This window comes from Aureimonas sp. Leaf454 (assembly GCF_001424685.1).
GTDB lineage: Bacteria > Pseudomonadota > Alphaproteobacteria > Rhizobiales > Rhizobiaceae > Plantimonas.
Window position 1 is genome coordinate 295,139 of record NZ_LMQT01000019.1, and the last position, 21,235, is coordinate 316,373.

Annotated in this window: 14 protein-coding genes; 5 read left to right on the forward strand and 9 right to left on the reverse strand. The window is 69.1% G+C overall.

From position 1 onward, the window contains the following. Positions 1-11: 11 nt before the first annotated feature. From ASG43_RS12865 to ASG43_RS12900, 8 genes are all read right to left on the reverse strand, one after another. Positions 12-1,286 carry a glycosyltransferase gene (locus ASG43_RS12865; RefSeq protein ID WP_082490871.1) on the reverse strand — a complete coding sequence of 425 codons (1,275 nt, stop codon included), beginning with the start codon at positions 1,284-1,286 and terminating at the stop codon, positions 12-14. After that, positions 1,283-1,930 carry a methyltransferase domain-containing protein gene (locus ASG43_RS12870; RefSeq protein WP_244488086.1) on the reverse strand — a complete coding sequence of 216 codons (648 nt, stop codon included), beginning with the start codon at positions 1,928-1,930 and terminating at the stop codon, positions 1,283-1,285. The genes ASG43_RS12865 and ASG43_RS12870 overlap by 4 nt, the downstream gene beginning before the upstream one ends. Positions 1,931-1,961: 31 nt before the next feature. Beyond that, positions 1,962-2,849, reverse strand: a complete 888-nt coding sequence (locus ASG43_RS12875) for a SapC family protein (protein WP_056505456.1) — start codon at positions 2,847-2,849, stop codon at positions 1,962-1,964. Next, a complete protein-coding gene (locus ASG43_RS23140) occupies positions 2,846-3,613 on the reverse strand; it encodes a SapC family protein (RefSeq protein ID WP_162244721.1) in 768 nt (255 codons plus the stop codon). Before ASG43_RS23140 ends, ASG43_RS12875 begins: the two co-directional genes overlap by 4 nt. Next, positions 3,610-4,443 (reverse strand): hypothetical protein, encoded by an 834-nt coding sequence (locus ASG43_RS23145; RefSeq protein WP_056505462.1) that lies wholly within the window; start codon positions 4,441-4,443, stop codon positions 3,610-3,612. The genes ASG43_RS23140 and ASG43_RS23145 overlap by 4 nt, the downstream gene beginning before the upstream one ends. Then, on the reverse strand, positions 4,440-5,756 hold the full coding sequence (locus tag ASG43_RS12890) for a glycosyltransferase family 4 protein (RefSeq protein WP_056505465.1): 1,317 nt from the start codon (positions 5,754-5,756) through the stop codon (positions 4,440-4,442). The genes ASG43_RS23145 and ASG43_RS12890 overlap by 4 nt, the downstream gene beginning before the upstream one ends. After that, complete coding sequence (locus tag ASG43_RS12895; RefSeq protein ID WP_056505468.1) at positions 5,753-7,843, reverse strand: hypothetical protein; 2,091 nt, start codon at positions 7,841-7,843, stop codon at positions 5,753-5,755. The genes ASG43_RS12890 and ASG43_RS12895 overlap by 4 nt, the downstream gene beginning before the upstream one ends. Before the next feature lie 94 nt (positions 7,844-7,937). After that, positions 7,938-8,777, reverse strand: a complete 840-nt coding sequence (locus tag ASG43_RS12900; RefSeq protein ID WP_056505471.1) for a hypothetical protein — start codon at positions 8,775-8,777, stop codon at positions 7,938-7,940. Positions 8,778-9,187: 410 nt separating this feature from the next. Here ASG43_RS12900 and ASG43_RS12905 point away from each other — a divergent pair, with 410 nt between their 5' ends. From ASG43_RS12905 to ASG43_RS12915, 3 genes are all read left to right on the forward strand, one after another. Next, a complete protein-coding gene (locus ASG43_RS12905; protein WP_056505474.1) occupies positions 9,188-10,066 on the forward strand; it encodes a hypothetical protein in 879 nt (292 codons plus the stop codon). A gap of 117 nt (positions 10,067-10,183) precedes the next feature. After that, positions 10,184-11,263 carry a hypothetical protein gene (locus ASG43_RS12910; protein WP_056505475.1) on the forward strand — a complete coding sequence of 360 codons (1,080 nt, stop codon included), beginning with the start codon at positions 10,184-10,186 and terminating at the stop codon, positions 11,261-11,263. A gap of 61 nt (positions 11,264-11,324) precedes the next feature. Beyond that, a complete protein-coding gene (locus ASG43_RS12915; protein WP_056505478.1) occupies positions 11,325-14,513 on the forward strand; it encodes a tetratricopeptide repeat protein in 3,189 nt (1,062 codons plus the stop codon). Positions 14,514-14,525: 12 nt separating this feature from the next. On the opposite strand, the gene ASG43_RS23745 is transcribed toward ASG43_RS12915, so the two are convergent. Then, positions 14,526-16,106, reverse strand: a complete 1,581-nt coding sequence (locus tag ASG43_RS23745; RefSeq protein WP_056505481.1) for a Hint domain-containing protein — start codon at positions 16,104-16,106, stop codon at positions 14,526-14,528. Between the two features lie 167 nt (positions 16,107-16,273). Between ASG43_RS23745 and ASG43_RS12925 the strand changes: the two genes are divergently transcribed. Together ASG43_RS12925 and ASG43_RS12930 are read left to right on the forward strand one after the other, a co-directional pair. Next, positions 16,274-18,775, forward strand: coding sequence for a glycosyltransferase (locus ASG43_RS12925; RefSeq protein ID WP_056505484.1), 2,502 nt, complete (start codon positions 16,274-16,276; stop codon positions 18,773-18,775). Beyond that, positions 18,708-21,113 carry a hypothetical protein gene (locus tag ASG43_RS12930; RefSeq protein ID WP_056505487.1) on the forward strand — a complete coding sequence of 802 codons (2,406 nt, stop codon included), beginning with the start codon at positions 18,708-18,710 and terminating at the stop codon, positions 21,111-21,113. Before ASG43_RS12925 ends, ASG43_RS12930 begins: the two co-directional genes overlap by 68 nt. Positions 21,114-21,235: the final 122 nt, after the last annotated feature.

A 21,235-nucleotide genomic window follows, 5' to 3' on the forward strand; every position in this document is an offset into this window, starting at 1 on the left:
TGACGGGACCGTTAACCCATCGGCCAGACACCGGGCTCCACGACCTCGCCCCGTCTGACCTCAGGTCCTCGCGGCGGGTCCTCGAGAAGGCGCATCATCGCGGGCAGGCAGACCGTAGCGGTGTCGAAGCGATCCACGACCGTTCGCCGCGCCGCGCGTCCGAGCGTGGCGTGACCCGCGCGGTCCGCAAGAACGGAGGCCACCGTCTCCGCCAGCCGATGAGGCGCGTGAAACGGCACCAGGAGGCCGTTCGCCCCATGTTCGACGACCTCTCGGACGGGCTGCGTGTCGGACGCGACGAGCACGCAGCCCGTGGCCATCGCTTCGAGGCACGACCAGGACAGGACGAAGGGATAGGTCAGGTAGACGTGAACCGACGAGACTTTCAGAACGTCGAGATAGGACGCATAGGCGAGCGGGCCCATGAAGTGGATTCGCGACAGGTCGATCTCGCCGGCCACCTCGTCGAAGAAGATCTGGTGCCAGGTCTTGCCCGCCGGCGGACGCTGACCGTAGGACACCCCGAAGCCCCCCACGATGAGGATCCGCGCCTTCGGGCGTGCCCTCATGAGAGCGGGGAGCGCCCGCATGAGGACGTGATAGCCGCGCAAGGGCTCGAGATTGCGGGCGACGAAGGTCACGATCTCGTCGTCGCGACCGACCTCGATCCCGTTCTCCAGCCGGCAGCGCGCATCGTCGTCGGGCGCGACGAGCGCGGTGTCGACGCCTTCGTGAACCACGTGGATCTTGGCGGAAAACTCCGGCGGGAACGTCGATTTCTGCCACTGCGTCGGCGCCACCGCGAGGTCGGCATCGGCGAGGGCCAGGAGATTGGTCGCGTTGCGCGCGTTCAATCCCACGAGACCATCGACGCCGAGGCCTGGAAATTCCGGATCGAAGTTCACGTCGGAATGCTGCGCGCGATAGAAGTATTCGCAGTAATGGATGATCCTGGCATCGGGCCAGACCGCGCGCAGCGGCATCGCCTCTCCCCACCCGCCATGAGCGACGATCACGTCCGGACGAAACCCGTTCGCCGACAGCATGGACGCGACGTAGAGCGCCTGCTCCGCCCGCCGGCATTCCAGATCGAAGCGCCGCGCGAAGGCATGCGTTTCCGGTGATTGCGCCGGCTGGAAGCTGTAGCGGTGAAGCGTGACGCCGCGCGGCGCGGTGGCGCCCTCGGCACCGATCGCGCGCACCTCGTTCCTGGGGTCGCGGGCGAGGAGCCGGGCGAGATGCCGGAACTGGGCGGGGAAGTTGTTGTGGACGAAGAGGACCCTCATGCCGAAATCGGCACGGCCATGACGGGAGCCTCGGCCACGAGGTCGGCCTGCGGCGTGCGCGACAGTGCCGGCGCGATCGTCTCGATCCGGCAAGCCGGCATCAGGCAGAGCGCCCAGAGGTCGAGACGCCCCTTCACCACCCGCACCTCCGCGAAATGCGCCTCCAGCGCGACACGCGCGAGCCGCTCGACGGTGAAGCCGGTGCGATGCGCCATGAAGCCGTGGCCGGCGGCGATCGAGGCGCCGTGGCCGAAGAGCATGTCGAGCGCCGTGACGGGCCCCGCCGGCGACTGGTAGGCGACGGCGTCGATGCCCTTTTTCAGGACAAAGGCGGCGATGGCCTCCACATCGGGACAGGTGACGAGCGCGAAACCATCGTCCTTCAAGACGCGGCGGAACTCGGCGAAGGCGACCGGCACCTCGTGCGCCGCCAGATGCTCGACATTGTGGGATGACCAGATCGCGTCGATGCTGGCGTCCGGAACCGCCGACCCCATGTCCGTCATGCTTCCCACGATATCGGGCAGAACCGCGGGATCGATGTCGAGCCGCACCTCGCGCCAAGGCAGGCCGCGAAAGGCCGCATGCAGCTTTTCCGGCCGGGCCGGACCGCTGCCGATGTTGAGAACGGTTCTTCGGGTCAAGGCTCGGCTCGTCAGCGTCCATGGCGGCCGATCAGGCGACCGCACGCTCCGACACCTGCATAGCCGACCGATCTTGCGCGAGAGGTTCGTCCGGCGTGGTCCAACCCTGAAGGTCCGCGTGATCGAAGAGGTCGCTTCCGTCGAGCGCGAAGTTCATCGTTTCGAGATTGGCGAGCACGAAATCCATCGGATCGGCCTGCGGCGCGGGCGCGGAGGCGGCCGGCCGGGCGACGGCTTCGAGCTTTGGCTGCGGCAGCCGGTCGATCGACAGATGCCGGCGCGAGAAGAGGATCGCACTGGCGAGATCGAGCGCGAGGAAGCTCTCATGGGCGAGCGCCGCGATCGTGCCGTCATCGAGCGTCGAGAAGCGATGGGGATCGACGGTAAGATCGGCGCAGTCGCGCTCGTTCGTCCCGCGCAGCGGCGACAGCACTCCGGCGATGGTCAGAAGGTCGAGCGCCCGCGACAGCCGCGCGCCCCCGGCGCGCATCATCAGGAGCGTGTTGCGGATGGCGGACAGTTCCGGTCCGAGCTGGCCGGTCGCGGGATCGGAGCAGATGGCGACGCCGGCCTCGCCGAGAAGCCGGCTGGCGACGAGAACGTCGAGATCGTCGATCGGCCGCGGCCCCCGTGTCTTCGCCAGGAGAAAGGGGAAGGTGCGCAGCGCGATCGGCATGTAGCCGGCCTGCCAGCGCCCGGCCTCGTCCACCGCCGACTTCGCCAGAAAGTCCGGATGCATCAGCGCGCCGAGGCGCGGCTCGCCTCCGAGAAGGCGAACGGTCAGTGGCAGGTGATGGGCGGACAGGAGGTATTCCGTGTCGTTCAGCGGCATCCAGCCCATGGCGCCGGCAAAGCCGTAATGGCTCGGCGCGCGGCAGCGGGCCGCCGCAAAGCGCGACAGGGGCTGAAGACCGCTCATGCGACGCGCGCCTCGGCCGGGCGCGCATCGGACGAGCGCGCCTTGACCGCCGCCGCGACGGCCGCCTGCGCCGCCTGCAGAAGGGCTCCGGCGCGAAACAGGGAAAGCCGGTGGTGACCGAACAGCCGCGCCGCTCCGACGCCGTGCTCCCCGAGGATCGGAGACAGGGCCGGTGTGTCGAAATGCTTGGGACCGACGATGAGAAGATCGAGGATCTCGCAGCGCCGGCCATGACCGAGATCGAAGCGCAGCGGCCAGGGTTCGAGGAGACCGCGCGTCTCCAAGGCACCACCGATCGCGGCGGTCCGGTCCCGGTCCCATTCGAAGAGTTCGAGCGCGCGCAGGCGCAGTTCCGTGCCACGCGACAGCCGCCCATCGGCTCCGGTCATGCAGGCACCCGCGTCGGTCGGCTCGTCCGGGACCGCGACATCCACCATCCGGCGCTTCTCGCCCCCCTCCCCGACATCGCCGAGCAGAAACGGGTAGGCCTGGAAGACCAAAGGCAGCAACGAGAGGACGCGATCCGTGCCGGGCACGTAGCCGGCGCCGTTCGGCAGGAGCGTGCGCAACGCCACGAGCTCCAACCCCGCCTCGCTCCGGCGCCAGACGATGGGAAAGCTCGCGGCCAGTCGCTCGACCTCGGCCGCCACGATCGGAACGATCTGCGTCTGGCGCGGCAGCGGATAGGCGAAGGGGGAGTAGATCCGCGCCGTCATCAGCTCGCCGCTGAGACCGCGCGGGTTTTCCGCGAGCATCGGGTTCATGTCGCGGGCCTGCGCGGCACGAAGACGGTGAAGCCGGATCGGGCCTCTTCCAGGAAGGTGTGTCCCGCATCGAGGTCGAGGAGCAGAAGGTGCCGCTCGCCGAAACCGTATTCGACGCCCCCCACCGCCCGGCCGCCGCCGGTGCCGTCGTGATGCGAGCCCTCGGCGACCTGCACGTGAAGGCGCGACTTCGCCCAGAGCCCGACGATCGGCGGCACGAACGGGAAGGCCGCGCGCATCTCGCGCCGAAACGCCGCGAGGTCGGCCGGTCCGGCGCCTTCGACGATCTCGATCTCGATCGGTTGCATCAGAAACAGTTCGAGTTGCTCCCCGGCGGTGCGCGCCACGTCCTCGATCAGGTCGGCATGCATGCGGGACCGGGTCTCGAGCCGCAGCGCCTGAACATGCACCCCGAACTCGCCCAGCGTCTTCAAAGCCTCGAATTGCGCGCGCGAAAGCCAGCCGCGCTCGTGCATGAAGGCGAGCGCTGCGGGATCGCGCCCCTGTCGCCGCCGATCCTCGCCGACGCTGTCGCGCGGCACGAGCCGGGCATCGGCCTGCTTCAGCTGGAGCGTGCTGCCGTCGAGGCGAACGTCGAGGGTTCGCGGATCGTGCCAGGGCTCGAGCGCCACCGGGAAGCCGAACCCGACGACGCCGTCGCCGATCCCCGCTTCGAGGAGATCCTGCCGGAAGCGGGAGATCGGTCCGCCGCCGACGCATTGGTCGTCGACGAAGGCCAGCACCGTGTGACCGGTCAGCGCCAGCTTCTCGCAGAAGATCCAGCCCTCGACGCGTCCCCGCGAGACGAAATCGATATGACCCCGGATCATGCGGGAACGGCGCTCCGCGCGCGGCGATCCGCCGGGGCCGCGCCGCCGGCGATCGAGAGCGCGAAGAAGGCGGCGTAGCGCCGGGCCATGTCGGCGGCCGTCGTGACCGCGGGAATGCCGGACCGCAACCCGGCGGCGATGTCGGGATCGGATGCCAGGCGCATCGCCCGCAGCAGATCGGATGCGTCGCCGAGCCGGAAGTGCAGGCCGGACACGCCGTCCGGCACCTTCTCCGCCATGCCTCCGATGCCGGTGCAGATCACGGGTGCTCCGACCGAATAGGCCTCCTGGATGACGACCGGCGAATTTTCCCACCATTTCGAGGGGATCAGGACGTAGTCGCACTCGCCCATCAGCCGATGGACGGCCGCATTCGCATAGGGACCGGCATAGGACAGGAAGGCATGCGTCTTCAGCGCGTCCTCGAATCGCTTGTTGAAGGCTTCGCTCTGTCCGATCAGATTCCCGTGGATGCGGAAACGCACGTTGCGGACGAGGTCCGGGTCCTTCGCGACGAGGTCGGCGGCGTCGAGCACGACGTCGACGCCCTTGAACGGATTGATCTGCCCGAAGAAGCCGAAGGTCCAGGCACCGCCGGAACGCGAGGCGCGGAGATCGCGAGCCGGAGTCGAGAGGAGACCGTTCTCGATGACGGTCGTGCGATCCGCCGGCAGGCCCCAATCGATGAAGCGTTCCGCCAAGAAGCGGCTCGGGGATATGAAACCATCGAAGTCGCCGAAGCCGCCGAGCATGGTCTCCTTGCGCAGCGTGAACTGCGTGCGAAGATGTTCGGGAAAACAGGAAACGCAGTTCTCGTTCGTCGCGCGCTCACAGAGGCTCTGCGTCTGCCGCGTGATCATCTGCCCGTGATTCTGACAGATGCCGAGAAACTCGTGGATCGTGAGGAAACTGCGCATCCCGGGCAATTCGCGGACGGCGCGCAGCGCGTTGAGGCCGAGATTGAAGAAGTGGTGGAAGTTGACGAGGCCGATCCTCTCCGCCTGCAGGAGAGACACCAGCTGTTCCGTCACCGCGCGCGGCGCGAGATGGAAGAAGTGATCGTAACGATCGCCTTCGAAATAGACGGCGAATTCGTGCTCGCTGCCGAGGGCGAGCCTGTGCCGGTCCGCCACGTTGCAGGCACCGACGAAGATCGCGTCGACGCCGATGTCGCGAAGGCCGCGGTAGAGCGAATAGGCCGCGATCTCCGCGCCGCCCTTCGACACCGAGGGATGACTGTGTGAGACGATGGCGATGCGCTCGGGCAGAAGGCCCTCCCCGCGCGGGAAACGGAAGCCGGGATCGAGCGTCATGGTCGCACGGCCTCCTCGGTCGAACGGAGCAGGTCCTCGTCCAGCATGTCGGCCAAGCGCGCGGCGCGCGGGCGTTCCACGCGCATCATCGCGGCCCGCGCCACCCGGTCGCGGCCCGGCGTCTGCGGCAGGCCGCTGTTCTTGTAGAGACCGCGCGAGAAGCGCGGCGCCGACAGGCTCCACTCCAGGAGCGCGGGAGTCGTCCATCCGAAAGCCGCGGCCGAGACGGCGCCGTCCACCCGATCGGGCGAGCCGACGTCGTCGACGATCTCGAACCGTTCGATGGCATGGCCATGTCGGTCGAGATAGTCCTGGACCGCGACCCATCCGGTGGCCGTCGGCACGATCCCCCGGCCCAGATGCACGAAGCGTTCGGCGCCCATCCGGCCGAGGATCGCCGGAAGCTCCGCCAGCGCGTCGTTCTCGTGCGACAGCATGAACAGCGAGAGAGGCGCGGACACCTGCCGCGCCAGTTCCTCCAGCCGCAGGAGGGCCTCGCCTCTCGCTCGGCCCTGATCGCACAGAAGCGCGATGCCGATGTCGGGCGAAAAATCTGCGGCATGCCGCGACAGCCGGTCGAGGCAGAGGTTGAGGTTCGAAATGTCCGAGGGGAGCCTCATCACGATCGCGCGCCGAGCGGGGCGAAGCGCCAGCGACTGCATGTCGCCGCTCCGCTGGCTCCAGACGCGCGCGGCGCAGGCCAGGAAATCGGAATAGAAGCCTTCGTGTCGAAGCGCGGGAAAGAGGCGCAGGATCTCCTCGCCGTCGGCGACCGGATCGAGACGGCGGAGGATCTTGGGCTCCACCCGTTGCACCGCCATCGAACCATCCTCGTGAACCACGCGAAGCAGCGGCGCTCCGGAGGCGTCGGCGCCGATGGAGCCGCGCAGAACCGTCGCGAACCCGGCACGCGAGACGACGGAAGCGACGTTGCCGAAGACAGACTGGAGGTCGGGACGCGCGCGAAAGCTCGTCGCGGCCTCGTCCGCAACGAGAACGCCGTCGCCGATCTTCATGTGGAAGGTCACGATGCGTTTGGCAGGGCTCACCGCCCAGCCCTCGGCGAGGCAGCCGAAGCCCGGCAGCAGAAGCAACCGGTCGATTCCGGCCTCGGCCGCGACGCCGGTCGCCGCGGCATTGCCGGGCAACCAGTTCGAGCCGGAATGAAGAAGCGCCGCCATCGCCTCGGCATGCCCGCCGGGCAGCGGCTGGGCCTGGCCGAAAGCCGTCAGGAAGGCTTCCGCACGAAGCAGCCGGGTCTGCGGCCCGTAGCGCAGATGATACTGGCCCTGGCGTCCGAGGTAGACGAAGCCGTCCTTCATCACGACCGGCGGCGCCCAGGCCGTGTCGAGCACGGCGATGAAGCCGACCGAACTCGTGGGAAGATCGGCGCGCTCGTATTGGAGGACCGCCATGCCGGACGGGAACTTCTGCCGGTCGACGATCGCGGCGGGCAGGTCCGGCTCGATGCCCCGCTTCATCCAGCCGACCAGCCAGACCTGGGACTCCGACGCGGGATGCACGGCATCGATCTGCCCGACATCGTGATCCGACAGCGGTCGCAAGGGTCGATCGCGCAGAGGTTCGGCCTGCGTCCTCAGGGCCGACAAACGCGCCAGAAGCCGTTCGCCTCGACCGACCGGCCGTGCGACCGGGGTCGTCGCGCCGAGGACTGCGGCCCGCCAGGACAGAACGAGCTCTCCGACGCTCGGCGTGCGCCCGTTTACCGGTCGCAAGGAGATGTTCGTTCCGGCGATGCGGACGGCGACGGTGTAGTCCCGCCGATGGTCCGACAAACGGGCGAGACGCCCGAAGATCTCCGGACCGAACCGGAAGCCGCAGCGCGTCGCGACGCCGAGCGCCCGATCGATCTCCGGCCGGACTTCGTCCGACACCGTCAGCGCGAACACGTCGCCGCCGACGGTCAGTTCCAGCTCGACCGGCTCGTCCGGACTTTCGACGGAGAGAGCCCAACCGTCGATGCCGACCAGGGGCTCGAAAGCCTGGATGCCGCCACGCCACGGCTTTGCCCCGTCCAGCGACAATTCCGGCGACGCGTAATCCAAGGGAACGGCGAGCTGCAGCATGGAAGTGACACGCGGCCAATGCAGGACGGAGGGACGGAACCGGTCTCGCGTGGCCGTCGCCCGAGACGTCGGTCAGGCCAGCGGATCGGTGAGATCAGCTGAGGCTCGGGACGGCGGAGATCATGTAGAGGACACCGCCCTCCGGCAGCAGGATGTCGGCCATGGCGCGCGCGTCGACGACGACGACGTTCTCGGGCGACAAGGCATAGTCGACGAAGTTCGCGGCCCGTTGATCCGCATCCGCGGACGGATCGCCGATATGCGAACCCTCGACGATCCGGAGGATGGCGCGTTCCTGGGTGTACACGGCGAAGACCGGAGCGGTTCCCAGGCCCTTGGCGAGGCGCAACGCCTCGGCCGCGAATTCGGCGCTGCTGCGCACGCGCTCGACGCTCGTCTGCACGTCCGTCTGGAGATAGGCTTCGAACAGCTGCGTGGCGACGCCGAGCGGCTTCTCCATGACGGCGGCGTCGTCGGCGGCATTGCGGCGCACGAGACCCCGCTCGTAGACCCCGGTCGACCAGAGAATGCGCAGGAAATCGAAATCGCCTTGCGAGGTGCGGCCGTGCTTCAGCGCCCATTTCAGAGAGGCAAGACGCTCGCGCACTTCGCTGCGGCCCAGTTCGCGCGCCGAGGCGGCCATGCCCGTCACCACGGCACTCTTCTGGAGAAGCACCGCGTCCGAACCTTCGAGCTTCACGACAACGGATCCGAGATCCTGCGGGGACACCGAGATGGGGAAGGTGAAACCGAGGTGGCCGTCGCCCATGCCGGCATCCGCCAGATCGGCACGGAACATGTTGACCCGCCCCGCTCCGACGCAGGCCTCTCCCCGAAACGCCAGGAGCGTCCGTTCACGGATGTTGCCGTCCTCCGAGTAGATCCAGCCCTGGATCACGTCGTTCGTGACGTTCTCGATGCTTCCCCTTATCATGGCTGAACTTCCTTACTCGCGACAATTGCATAAAATTACGCCGCGATCCTTACGTATCTGTTTACGTTTGACCAAAGATTACCCCAAGGAAGGATCAAATCGATGCCGCCATCCTCACAATCTTCGTTCCGAGGAAAACGTCCGGTCCGGGGGCGGACATGATGCTTCAAGCGTCGCCGTCGGTCGAAACGAGTTCGTCCTTCCGTCCGAAACCGCAGCAGGCGGCGCGGGACCCCGCCAACGCGGTAAACAACGCGCTAAGGAATTGCGAAGCAACTATTTTACCATTTAAACGACCATTCATCCTGCAGTCCGATGTTTCATGCAATTAGATGGATTTACTTATCGTAAACTTGCTTTCCCTGCAGTTCGGAGGAAGATCGGAACAAGAAGAAGGTCGGAGTCCCATCATGAGCGAAAGCGAACGCAAGGCTGTCCTGTCCGTGGAACGCGGGCTGCACATGTTGACCTATCGTCCGCGCCCCGAAGGCTCGACGCGTCTCGGGCCCCCGCCCGTCGCGGAGGTCGTGGCAACCACCGGGACCATCGTCATGATCGCGGCGCCGGGTTCGAGCGACGGCGCCCTTCCATCCCCCGGCTCGGCTCTCGTTCTGCGCGCGGAGACGGCCGGCACGATCGAAGTCACGCTTCGCGCGGCGGTTCCGGGCGGCAGCCTGGCTGCCGACTTCGAGCTGAAGACGGTCGGAACGCCGCGCGTCGTGGAAACCGCATCGCATCACCGGGCTCCGCCAGCCGGCGTTTGCGACTTCACCGTCACCGCTCACGTCTCCCTGCGCGGCGATCTCACCGCCGCCCGCGGAGACTGGATCTGCGGCCCCGGCACGCCCGGCCGCATCGAAGGACTGGACATCCAGGCCTTGGGCGGCGATCTCCCGCTGGAAATCCAAGTGGCATCGGGCGGTCGCCTCAGCGGCTGGTCGCCCTGGCTCCCCGCGGGAACCTATGCCGGGTCGCGTGGGAAGTCCTCACCGCTGGTCGGCGTTCGCCTTCGCCTGACGCCGCAGGCCGCACCCGATCTCGCGCTGAGAGCGGAGGCGAATTTCCTCGGAGCCCCGGTCGTGACGCGCATCGGCCGCGACATCGAACTGACCGGGTCCTCGCTGCTCGATCCGCTCGTCGGCTTTCGCCTCGACATCACGACCCAGAGCGCCGACAGCGTCGAGGTCCAAACCACGCCGCTGCCCGCGCCCATCGCGCCCATCGCGCCGATGCAGCCGAGCCGCCTGCGCGTCTTCCGCCGCGCCACCGCGGATGCGCAAGCGGCGTGACGTTCATGCGGTCCCTCACGAGCCTTCGGCTCGCAGCCTCTTCGAAGCGGATCCTGCCGGCGCACCTGCGCCGGCTCGATGCGTTTTGCGGACGGCCTGCCATGGTGAGGGCGACCGATGGCTGAGATCTACACGAGCGCCGAAAGCGCCAATCTGTCCGTCCTGTCTCCCGAGGCGCACGACCACATCAATGCGATCCTCTCCGATCTCGGGCTGTCCGGCATCGGCGATCTCGCGGTTTCGCCGACCGGGACCGCCGACGTCTCCTCGCTGCAAGGCGAGACGATGCCAACTGCGATGCCGGGAAACCTCGACGACCCGCTCTTTGCGGACGGCAGCGTCGACGAATCGGCGGTGATCGTCGGCGAGACGGGTCCGGTCGTGCTGACGGGGCTTGGCGACGACACGGTCTTCGCCACCGACGGCGGCCATGCGATCACCGGGACCATCGGCCATTCGCTCGCCTATGGCGGGCTCGGCGACGACAGCATCTTCGCCGGCTCCGGCGGCGGCGATCCCGCTCTCTTCGCCGGCGGCGGAAGCGATACGCTGATCGCCAGCATGGGCATGGATACGCTCTGGGGCAGCAGCGGCGGGCAGAGCCTTCTGATCGGCGGAACGCAGGGACAGACGGAGATCGACGCCGGCGGCGTCGGCGGCGATACGATCCCGTCCGCTTTCGGCAACGACACGCTTCTCGGCGGCGGCGCCAGCATCGAATCCTCGGGAGACCACGCGACCCTCTACGCCGCGGGCGACACGATCGCCGCTCATGGCGACCATGCGCTTGTCGACCATTCCTCCTCCGGCAGCGACTATCAGACCGACATCTTCGGCGCACCGTCGACCATCTTCGGCGGAGCGGGCGACGACACGATCCAGTTGCACGACACGTCCGCCTTCGCGTCGGTGTCCGGCGGAGCGGGCGACGACCATTTTCTGTCCTACGGCCTCACGGACAGCGTCTCCGGCGGCGACGGCTCCGATCCCTTCGCTATGGCGGGCTTCGGCACGGGTTACGATACGTTGTCCGGCGAGGCGGGCGACGACAGCCTGTTCTTCCAGGACCACAGCTTCTCGGACGCCCATATCGCGACGTCCGGCACGTCGACCCTCGTATCGTTCGACGACGGCTATACCGCGAATTACAGCGGCTTCGAGGATTTGCGGTTCAAGGACACGGTGTTCAGCAGTTAACCTCTTCGCGCGATGATCGACCCTGTCTGCCGATCCCATCGCGAACGAAGTCCTGGCCTCCATGCCACCCGCCTCCACGACACCCTTCCCCGCAGCGCCATCCCGCTTCGACGCCGATCGCAAGGCCGGCCACGACGCGCGTCGCCTCGGGCGCCGAACGGAAGCGCTGGAGCATTTCCGCGCAGCGTCCATGGCCCGGCCGCACGATCCCTGGAACCGGAACGACATCGCGCTGGAACTGCTCGCGCTCGGCCGCGCCGCGGAAGCCTTCGCCGAGGCCGAAGCGCTGGCTGCGAGCGCTCCCGATTTCGCGCCGGCTCGCCGGACGCTCGGGCTCGCCGCGCGCAAGACAGGCGACATCGACGCCGCGCTTCTTCACTTTCAGGATGCGGCGAACCTCGATCCGCGCGACCTCTGGAACCGGCACGATGCCGCCGCGTGCCTCCGTTCGCTCGGGAAACGGGATGCGGCGGCCGAGGCGTTCGTCGCGGTCGCGGCCGACACGCCGCTGGCGCACAGCCTTCGCGCGCTCGGTGAACTCGAGCGCGACGTGGGCCGTCATGCCGAGGCGCTGGCCTATTTCCAGATATCGACGCGCCTTCTGCCCGGCGACGCCTGGTTCCAGCTCGACCTCGCCACCGCCCTCGAACGAGTCGGCCGGTTGGGCGAGGCCGAGGCGATCCTTGCCGAGCTTTGCGAGCGGCAGCCGACGTTTCTTCCCGCCTACAGGCGCGCCGCCGACAGCGCCGCCCGGCGCGGGGACGGGCAAGGTGCCTGCGTCCTTTGGGAGGCCGCGATCCGGCACGCGCCGCGTGACGCGACCCTGCGGAACGCGCTCGCCGACATGCTCCTGCGGCTCGATCGGCGGGACGAGGCGGAGACGCGCTATCTCGAGGCCCTGATGCTCTTGCCGGGAAACAGCGGCGCGCTGATCGGTCTCGCGCGCACCGCGCGCCTCAACGGGCGCTCCGACATTGCTGCGGCGCATCTGAAGGCGCTGGAGGCAGCCGCGTCGCCGGACGCTTTCGAACGCATGGCGATCGCCGGGGAATGGCTCGCGATCGGCGAGGCCGGACGCGCGCGACGCGCCGTGTCGGAGATCGGCGGCGATCCCGCGACGAGCGAGGCCGCGCTGGTCGATCTGGCGTCTCTCGTGCGACGCCTGGACGGACCGGCCGCGGCACGGCGCATCGCCGAACGCCTCGTGCGGAACAACCCCGCTCATCCCCGAGCGTTGATCCTCCTCGCGGACGATGCCCGAGACCGGGGGCTTCTCGCCGAAGCCGATGCGCTCTACGACCGGGCGCTCGACGCCAAGCCGGATCTCTACTGGGCCTTCATCGGCAAGGCTGCCGTCGCGCGCGGGCTCGGCCGATGCGAGGATGCCGCTCGCCATCTCGACTCCGCCGAGGCGATCGACCCCGTGGAGGGTTTCGCGCGCCTCGAACGGGCGGCGGATCTTCGCAATGCGGGTCGGATCGAGGAAGCGGCGGAGGTCCTGGCGGGGCTCCCCGCCGGATCGGCGCGGCAGAAGCAGGCGGCGACGGCCCTCGCCCAGATCGCCAGGGCTCGCGGCGATTGGCTGGAGGCCTCCCGCCTCTTCGAGGCGGTCGCGCTGAGATGGCCGGGCGACGTCGATCCGCTGGTGGAAGCGGCCGAGGACGCCTTTCGCGGTGGAGCCGAGGTCCATGCCGACGACCTCCTGACCCGCGCGGCGCGTCTCGACCCCGATCGCTCGTCGCGGCTCGAAGCCGAGGCGCGACGAGCGCTGATCCGCGACGATCCGGAACACGCACTGTCGCTCTATCGGCGCATCGAGGCACAGGAGCCCGGCCGGCTCTTCCCGGCCCTGGCCGCCGCGCGGATCGAGATGACGCTCGGACGAACTGAAAGCGGCTTGGCGGCCTTCCAACGTGCGATCGAGCGGTTCGGGGAACGGCCGGAGATTGCCCTCGCGACGATCGAGATGCAGCGCCAGCGCGGCTGCCGCGATGCGGCCGATGCCCTCCTCGCCGAAGCTCGGCGACGCTTCCCCCATCATTTCGGACTCGCCCTCGCGGAGATCCAAGCGCTCACCGATGCCGGCGCTTACGAGGCGGCGTGCCGTTCGCTGGACGACCTCACGGCTTCGACGCCAGCCGAAGACGGCCGCCTCGCTCTGGCGCGCTGCCTCTGGCATGCCGCGCAGTTCGATTTCACCGCCGCGGTACGGGAGGGGGAGCGGGCGGCGGAGCGGATGCCGGGCGACGGCTGGGTGCTGAACCGGCTCATCCATGCCGCCCTGCTCGATCTCGATCTCGACCGTGCGGGTCGCCGTCTCGCCGATCTTTCGAAACTCGAGGCATCGGCCAACCGGCTTCGGGGAAAGTCCACGCATCCCTCGCAGAGCCACTATGGTCAGCTCTACGACGAGTTCCGAATGGACGACCTCGTTCTGTCCCGCTTGCAACATACGCAGGCGCTTGGGGACGAGGACGCTCTCGACGCCGTCGCCGACATCGTCCGCGCGCATCCGGACAACACGGCCGCCGCCATCCGGTTCTTTATCCTGCAACGCCGGACGGGAAAGCTCGACGTCGGCCCGACGGCCCAGTCGTCGATCCCGCCCTCGATCCACCAGTACTGGGACGATCCACAGCCGCCCGGCGATCTCGAACCGCTGATCGAGTCCTGGCGCGCGGCGCATCCGAACTTCTCGCATCGGCTCTACGACGACGCGGCCGCCCGTGCGTTTCTCGGGTCCTCCAGCGATCCGAGGGGTCTTGCCGCCTATGAGCGGGCGCAGGAACCGGCGATGAAGGCCGATCTCTTCCGTCTCGCGCTGCTGGCGGAGCGGGGCGGACTCTACGTCGATGCCGACGATCGCTGCCTGAAGAGCCTTTCGCCCGCGATGTCCTCGGGTTGCGGCCTTCTTCTCTACCAGGAGGATCTCGGCTCGCTCGGCAACAATCTGATCGCCGCGCGCCCTCGCCATCCCGTCATCGAACGCGCTCGCGATCTTGCCGTCGAAGCGGTGCTGCGCGGCGACAGCGACATCCTGTGGCTATCGACCGGTCCCGGCCTGCTCACGCGGGCCGCCGCGACCTGCCTTGCGGAAGCGCCATCGCTTCTCGACGACATGCTCATCCTCGATCGGCCGGCCCTCCTCGACATGGTCGCCATCCATTGTCTCGCCGCGTACAAGACGACCGAGCGTCACTGGAGCCGAACCGCGTTCGGACGCGGGAGATCGAGGGCCTCCAAGGCTTGAGGAATCCCGCGTTCAGGCTGCGATATCGGTCGAGATATCCTCCGCAAGGCTCTGCGTCAAAAGCCCTTCCCGGATGTGGCGCGGAACCTGACGCGCTGATTTCGCGCGAGGCCAGGGCAGTTCGGGTCCTGCCGGTGCGCCGCTGAGAAGGGTCTCCCGCTCCTCGAGATTGTCGAAGCCGAGGCACTCGGGATTGTCGACGAAGCTTTCGGCAGGCGCTCCCTCGGCCAGCAGAAGCGCGTGCTCGCACAATTCCACATGATGGTAGACCAGGAGGTCCGGAACGTCGGTCTCGCGCGTGATGCCGCAACCGTTCACGAGAGCGCTGGCATGGGCCAGGATGCCGCCGACGAAGATGGCGTGATCGGGCGAGACGAGGAGATCGCGCTGCGGAAGTCCCCGGCCCAGGGCTCCCGTTCGGATGCGGATGGGAAAAGCCCGCAGCGGGTCGACCTCGGCCGTCACCAGCGTCTGCCGGCCGAGCCATCGCACGGGCAGGCTTCGACCGTCGGACACGATCACGAGATCGCCAGCGCGGAGTTGCTCCACCGCGGTCGCACCCAATGGCGTCGAGATCGACGTGCCCGGCCAGAAGCAGACGGGCGAGATCGCGGACATCTTCGGCGCAAGGCCGTCGGTCCCCGTGCCGGTGCCCGACATCGCCGACCGGCCGCCGGCCGCGCCCGCCGCGCCCGTGCCGGCGTTGGGGGAACCCGTGGAAGCGCCGGACGCGAAGGCACCCGGGGAGCCGGACGTCGAGCCGGAGGGGGAACCGGACGTCGATCCCGATGTCGAACCGAGTCCGGACGCGCCCCCGGCGCTGCCGGGTCCGGTATCCGAACCCGACGCCGCGGAACCGCTCGCGGCCGCACCGGACGAGGATGCGTTCGCGGCATCCGCCGCACTGCTGCCCTCCCTGGAGCCGCCGCCGCCGCCACCGGTGCTGGCGACCGAGCTCGCGCCGGAGGCCGCTTCGCCGCCTGAAGCGTCGCCGCCGTTCGAACTGCCGTCCGCGGCCGCGCTCGTGCCGCCCTCGGCCGTTGCGCTCGCGCTTCCCGACGAAGCGTCACCGGACGAGGTCGCCGCCGTACCGCCGCCGCCTTCGGGCGACGCGGATCCGCCATCGCCACCATCGCGCGAGCCGCCGCCGGCACCGCCCGCACCGCCGTCCCGCGCCGTTGCCGCGCCGCCGGCCGATCCGATGCCGCCGCCGGAACCGGCCGAGCCGGCGCCAAGCCCGGCGCCGGAGCCCTGCTGCGTCGATCCGCCGGCTCCCGACCCGTTCGTCGTGCTGCCGGACGGACCGCTTGCGTTCGCACCGCCCTCGGACGAGGGGCTCGATGCGGCGTCCTCGGCCGCGGCGGCGTCGGCCCCACCGTCCGCTTCGGACGCGCTCGACCGGGTCGCCGGACCACCGGCGGACTGTGCGCTGGCCGGCGTCGCCGCCGAGCTCATCGTCGTGGCGGAGGTCATGCCGCCCGCCATCATCGCGTTGGCGGCACCGCCGCCGCCGCCGCCACCGCTTCCGCCGCGATCCTTGGAATCGGAACCGCCGGACTCCTCGTCGCCGGATAGGTCCTCGTCCTCGTTCATCGCAACGGTCCTCTCTGACGGCGGGGATGTCCTCACCGCCGATCTTGGCAGGCAGACGCAAGGGAAGCGTTAAGCGGACGCGTCGCATTTCCCGTCGCGGCGATGTCCAGTCCGGGGAAAGGCCGATCGGCGATGGTCGGCCCGATCGCTTCAGAGCCTTTGAGACCATGGACGCCAAGACGGTAGGACCGAGCCTCAGGCTGGACGAGCGCGACGCCCATGCGGCGAGCCTGACGCTGGCTGCGACCCGGCTCATGCGGTCGGGACAGGCACGAAGCGCGTTCGAACTCGCGGACCGCCGGTGCCGGCTCGACCTGCCCCCCAGCCCGGCCGACCGCACGATCCGGGCGCTCGCCGGTCGGCTCTGCGGTTGGTCCTTCTGGCAGAGGGATCTCGAAACCGCGCTTCGCGCCGATCCGCTGGACCCCGTGGTGAATGCCACGCTCCTGCGCCTCGGAACGCCGGAAGAGCGACGCGCCGCCGCCGTCCGCCTCGTGGACACGCCGGATGCTCCGCCGCACGCGCTGGAGGATGCGATCTCGCTTCTCTTCGAGTCCGGCGTCCCCGCCATCTTTCGGCTCGATCTCGTCGACGATCGTCTGTCCGGCTGGGTCGCCTGGAGAGCGGACGGCCCGGCTCGCCTCGATGTGGAGGGGATGACGGGCCTCTATACCCTCGACCTCGCCGGGCGCGTCGAGGACCTGCCGTTCCTGCCGCCGGGTGCGAAGGCGGCGCTCGTCGAGGCGCGTCTTCCGTTCGACGTCGCACGCCGTGTCGTGCTTCAGATCGACGGAACAGTCCTCGCCGCCGCGCCACCGCCGTCGGGCCGCAGCCGTCGGAGCGATCGGCCGGCGACATCGACGGCGCCCGCCGCCGTGCCGGTCCGCGCTCCGCTGGCGATCGTCGTTCCGGTCTACGGCGACCGCGACGCCACGGCCGCCTGCCTTGCCGCGGCCGTCGCCGAGGTGGAGCGCCGGCCGGGCACACGGCTCATCGTCATCGACGACGCTTCGCCCGATTCCCTGCTGACCCGGCACCTGCGCTCGCTCGTCGACGCGGGCGCGATCGAATGGAAGCGAAACGACCTCAATCTCGGTTTCGCCGGAGCCGTCCGACGCGGACTCTTGGAGGCGGGTCCCGCCGACGTCCTCCTCCTCAACGCCGATGCCGTCCTGCCCACCGGAGCGCTCGACCGCCTCGCCGACGCCGCCTATTCGGCTCCCGACATCGGAACCGTGACGCCGCTGTCGAACAATGGCGAATATACGAGCTTCCCCCTTCCCGGCATCGCAAACCCCATGCCGGCGCCGGAAGCCGCGGCGGAGATCGACGCCATCGCGGCACGGCTCGCCCTGCCACCGGTGGACCTGCCGACCGGCACCGGCTTTTGCCTCTACCTTCGCCATGACGCGAGGGCTGCCGTCGGCGACCTTCCCGGGATCTACGGGCGGGGCTACTTCGAGGACATGGAATTCTGCCTGCGCGCGCGCGCGGCCGGCTTTCGCAGCGTGGCCGCGGTTTCGGTCTTCGTCGGCCATCAGGGCTCCCGCTCCTTCGGAGAACAGAAGGCCTCGCTCGTCTCCAGAAATCTTCGCATCTTGCGCGAACGCTTTCCCGCAACTCGCAAGGACTGCGCGGCTTTTTCAGCCGCCGACGCCTTGAGGCCTGCCCGGATGGCCATCGAGGCGAACTTGGCCAGCGACGAGGCCTTGCCGCTTCTCGTCGCTCGGGCGACCTGCCCGCTCCTCAGAACGCGACTGGCCCATCACGGCGGGATGGCGCGACAGCTTCTCTGGTCCGACTGGGAGGGCGAGCCGATCCTTCGCATCCTCGGACCGAACGGCGCCGCGCCGCAATCCCTGCGCTTTGCGCTTCGCGACGCGGAGCCGAGCCTCGCCGCCTATCTCGCGGGCTTGCCGGCCGCTCCGATGGAATGGCTCGGCTCGCAGGCTCCGCCGGACGGCCTCGTCGCGGCCCTCGGCTCGACGCGCGGTCCGATCGACCTGATCTTCGGCGATGTCCGACCCTCGGCCGCGCCGGGCCGGAGCTCCCTTCTCGGTAGCATCGCCCTGGCTTCGACCCCTCTCGCGGATCGGCTGCGTCAGGCCGTGGCGCTGGAAACGCAGAGCCTTTCCGTGCTCGAAGCCGAACCGAGCCTGCCGGCCGGGATGGTGCTCGTCGACGCGAGACCCGCACGATCGACCGGGAGCCTCCCGTCCCGTCCGTCCCATGCGCCGCCGTCGATCGGGCTTTTGTGCCCGCATCCGTCGTCCGGCTCCGATGCCTTCGCGCGCGCGCTTTCGGCCGTGCTCCATGCCAGAGCCTCCCCGGCTCGCGTCGTCGTTCTCGGGCAAGCGCTGGATGCGCTCGGGCTGATGGGACGGGGCAACGTCTTCGTCACCGGTCCGCTGCCCGTGGAAGAGGAAGCGGAAATCCTGCGCCTCCTGGGAATCGAAGCCATCGTCCTCGCCCCGGCCTCGTCCTGTCTTGCGGAAGCCGAGCGCGTCGCCGTCTCGCACGCGCTGCCGCTGGCCGTCGCGGACTGGACCTTCGGTCAGCTGTCGCCCGCCTCCTCATCCCTCTTTCTGGATCCACACGCTCGTGACGCAGCAAACGCCCTCGCGACCGCCGATTGGTTCGCTCATCGCCTCGAAGCGGCGGCGGCGTGACGACGCTGCGTCGCAAACCCCTCGCCTTCGCCGTCCCGTTCCGGTCGAAGGGCTTCAACTGACGATCGGACGCGTCGGCGACCGCGAGTTCGCGGGTCGGGCGTTCGATCCCGAGGCGCCGGATCGTCGGCTGATCGTCGAACTTCTCCTCGACGGCGAACCTGCCGGGCTGCAACGCGCCGAGCTCTTCGACGCGGTCCCTTCCGGAGAGGGTGACGGATGCAATGGCTTCCGTTTCACGGTCGATCCGGAGGTCCTGATCCACATCCGGCACCTCGGCGTGCGGATCGCCAACCGCCCGGAAAGCCCGGTCCGGGAGCTAGAGCTTGCCTCGGACGCGCCGGACATCGCGCGGCAGCGACCGGGCTGCGTCGAATGGCAGGGCGGGCTTCGCCTCGGCGGTTGGGTTCGCCGAGATCCGACCGGCCGGCCACCGCTCGTGGAAGCCTATCTCGACGGCGAGCGCATCGCGCATGCCAAAGCCGATGCCTGGCGGGACGTCTCGGAGGGCGGCGCGCGCTCGATCGAAGCCGCCTTCACGCTGACGCTGCCGCGCTTTCTCGCCGACGGTGCCGCCCGGCGGATCGAGGTGCGTCACGGCGAGCGGGCTCTGTCCGGCAGCCCCGTCGCCTTTCTCGCGTTCGCCGATGGGCTCGAAGCCGAGCTTGCGAGCCGGTCGCAGCTTCGCGACGAGACCGCGCGGGGCCAGCTCTTCGATCTCGCCTGTCCGGATGCCGTGCCGTTCTCGGCGTTCGAGACATGGGATGTGCGGTTCTTTCCAGCGCCCGCCGGTCCGCGCCTCGCCAGGCCGCTCGCCGTCGCCGCGGTCGGACCGGACGCGGCGGGACGCCAGACGCTGGCAAGTCCCGGCCTGACCGGCCATGTCGGCCTTGTCCTCGCGCCCGATGGCGGCCCGACGAGGTTCGATGCCGGCGATCTCGTCCGTTTCCTCGAAGGCCCCGGCCTGTCGTGCCCCATTCTCGTGCTCGCTGCAGCGGGCACCACGTTCCGGCCGGGCGCCGCCGCGCGCCTCGCGGCAGCCCTCGAAGCCGATCCCGCCGCGGAGATCGCCTATGGCGACCTTCTCCTCGAAGGCCCCGACGGGTCGGTGTCGCCGCTTCTCCTGCCGGCGTTCGACGAGGAGCGCTTTCGCGAGCAGGGCTCGGCCGGGCTCGCCTTCGCCCTGAAGCGGGGAACCGCGATCAAGGCGGCGCGTCGAGGGATCGCCGAACTCTTCCGCCTGTTCCTGTCGCCGCTCGAGAGCGGTGGCGGGTTGTCGGCGCATCTCCATGTTCCCGGCATCGCCTGCCGCCTTCCGGTCCTCGATCTGCCCGGTCTCAACGAAGCGCTCGCGGAGGCGGCGCTGGCCCATCTCGCCGCGCGCGACATCGCCGCCGACGTGCACACGCGGCCGGAAGCCAGCCTCCCCGCCATCCGGGTTCGCCGCAAAGCCGTCGCGCGCCCGGCGATCACGATCCTGCTCGACGCCGCCGACGGGCAAGACAGCGACATCACCTCCGCTCTCGAAACCCTGGAGGCCTGTCGAACCGGAGGTCGGGCCGATCTCGTCGTGATCGCGCGGGATCCGGACTCGGTGCTCGGCGAGCGGCTGAAGCTCGACGGGATCGCGCTGTTCGAGACGGAATCACGACAGGGATGGGCCGCGCGCCTGACGCACGCGGCCGCAAGGGTGGACAGCGAACTCGTCTGCTTCCTCGATGTCGGGCTTCGGCCGGACGGGGCGGACTGGCTCGACGAGATGGCAAGCCGCTTCGCCGATCCCCGAACCGGCGCCGTCGGACCCATCATCGCCTCGCCGCTCGGGGCGATCGTGGAGGCGGGCCTCGTCCTGCGGCCCGCGGGGCGCGCCGTGCCGGCCTTCCGCGACCGGATGACCGGGGATCCCGGCATGGGCGACGCGCTTCACATCGCACGGCAGGTCTCGGCGCTGGGTCCGAAATGCCTTCTGCTGCGCCGCGCCGATTTTCTTGGCCTCGGTGGTTTCGATGCGGCACTCTTTCCCCGCTTCGGCGGACATATCGATCTCTGCCTGAAGCTCCGTGCGCTCGGCCGTCGGCTCATCCTCGCTCCCGATGCGCAGCTCGTCCTGTCGAACGACGATCCAGAGATCGAAAGCCCGGCGGAGATCCGCCTTCGTGAACGCGCCGAGCGCCTTCTCTTCGCCCGCTGGCCGCATGCGTTTGCCGACGACGCCTTCTACAGCCCGCTTCTCGATCGGGGGCCGGTCCCCTATTCGGGCCTTGCCTGGCCGCCCGGCCTCTCGCATCCCCGCCGTTCGTCGCTGGCATCACCCCTTTATGTTCCGCCGGGCTGGTAGGAACCCGCTAACCCAATGCGGTCGATCGGTCGCAGATGGAACACGCGAACACCTTGCAAGCCCCGTTTGGCGGAATGCTCCCTCTCCGGAATCCACGGAACACGAAAGACACGACGTTGATC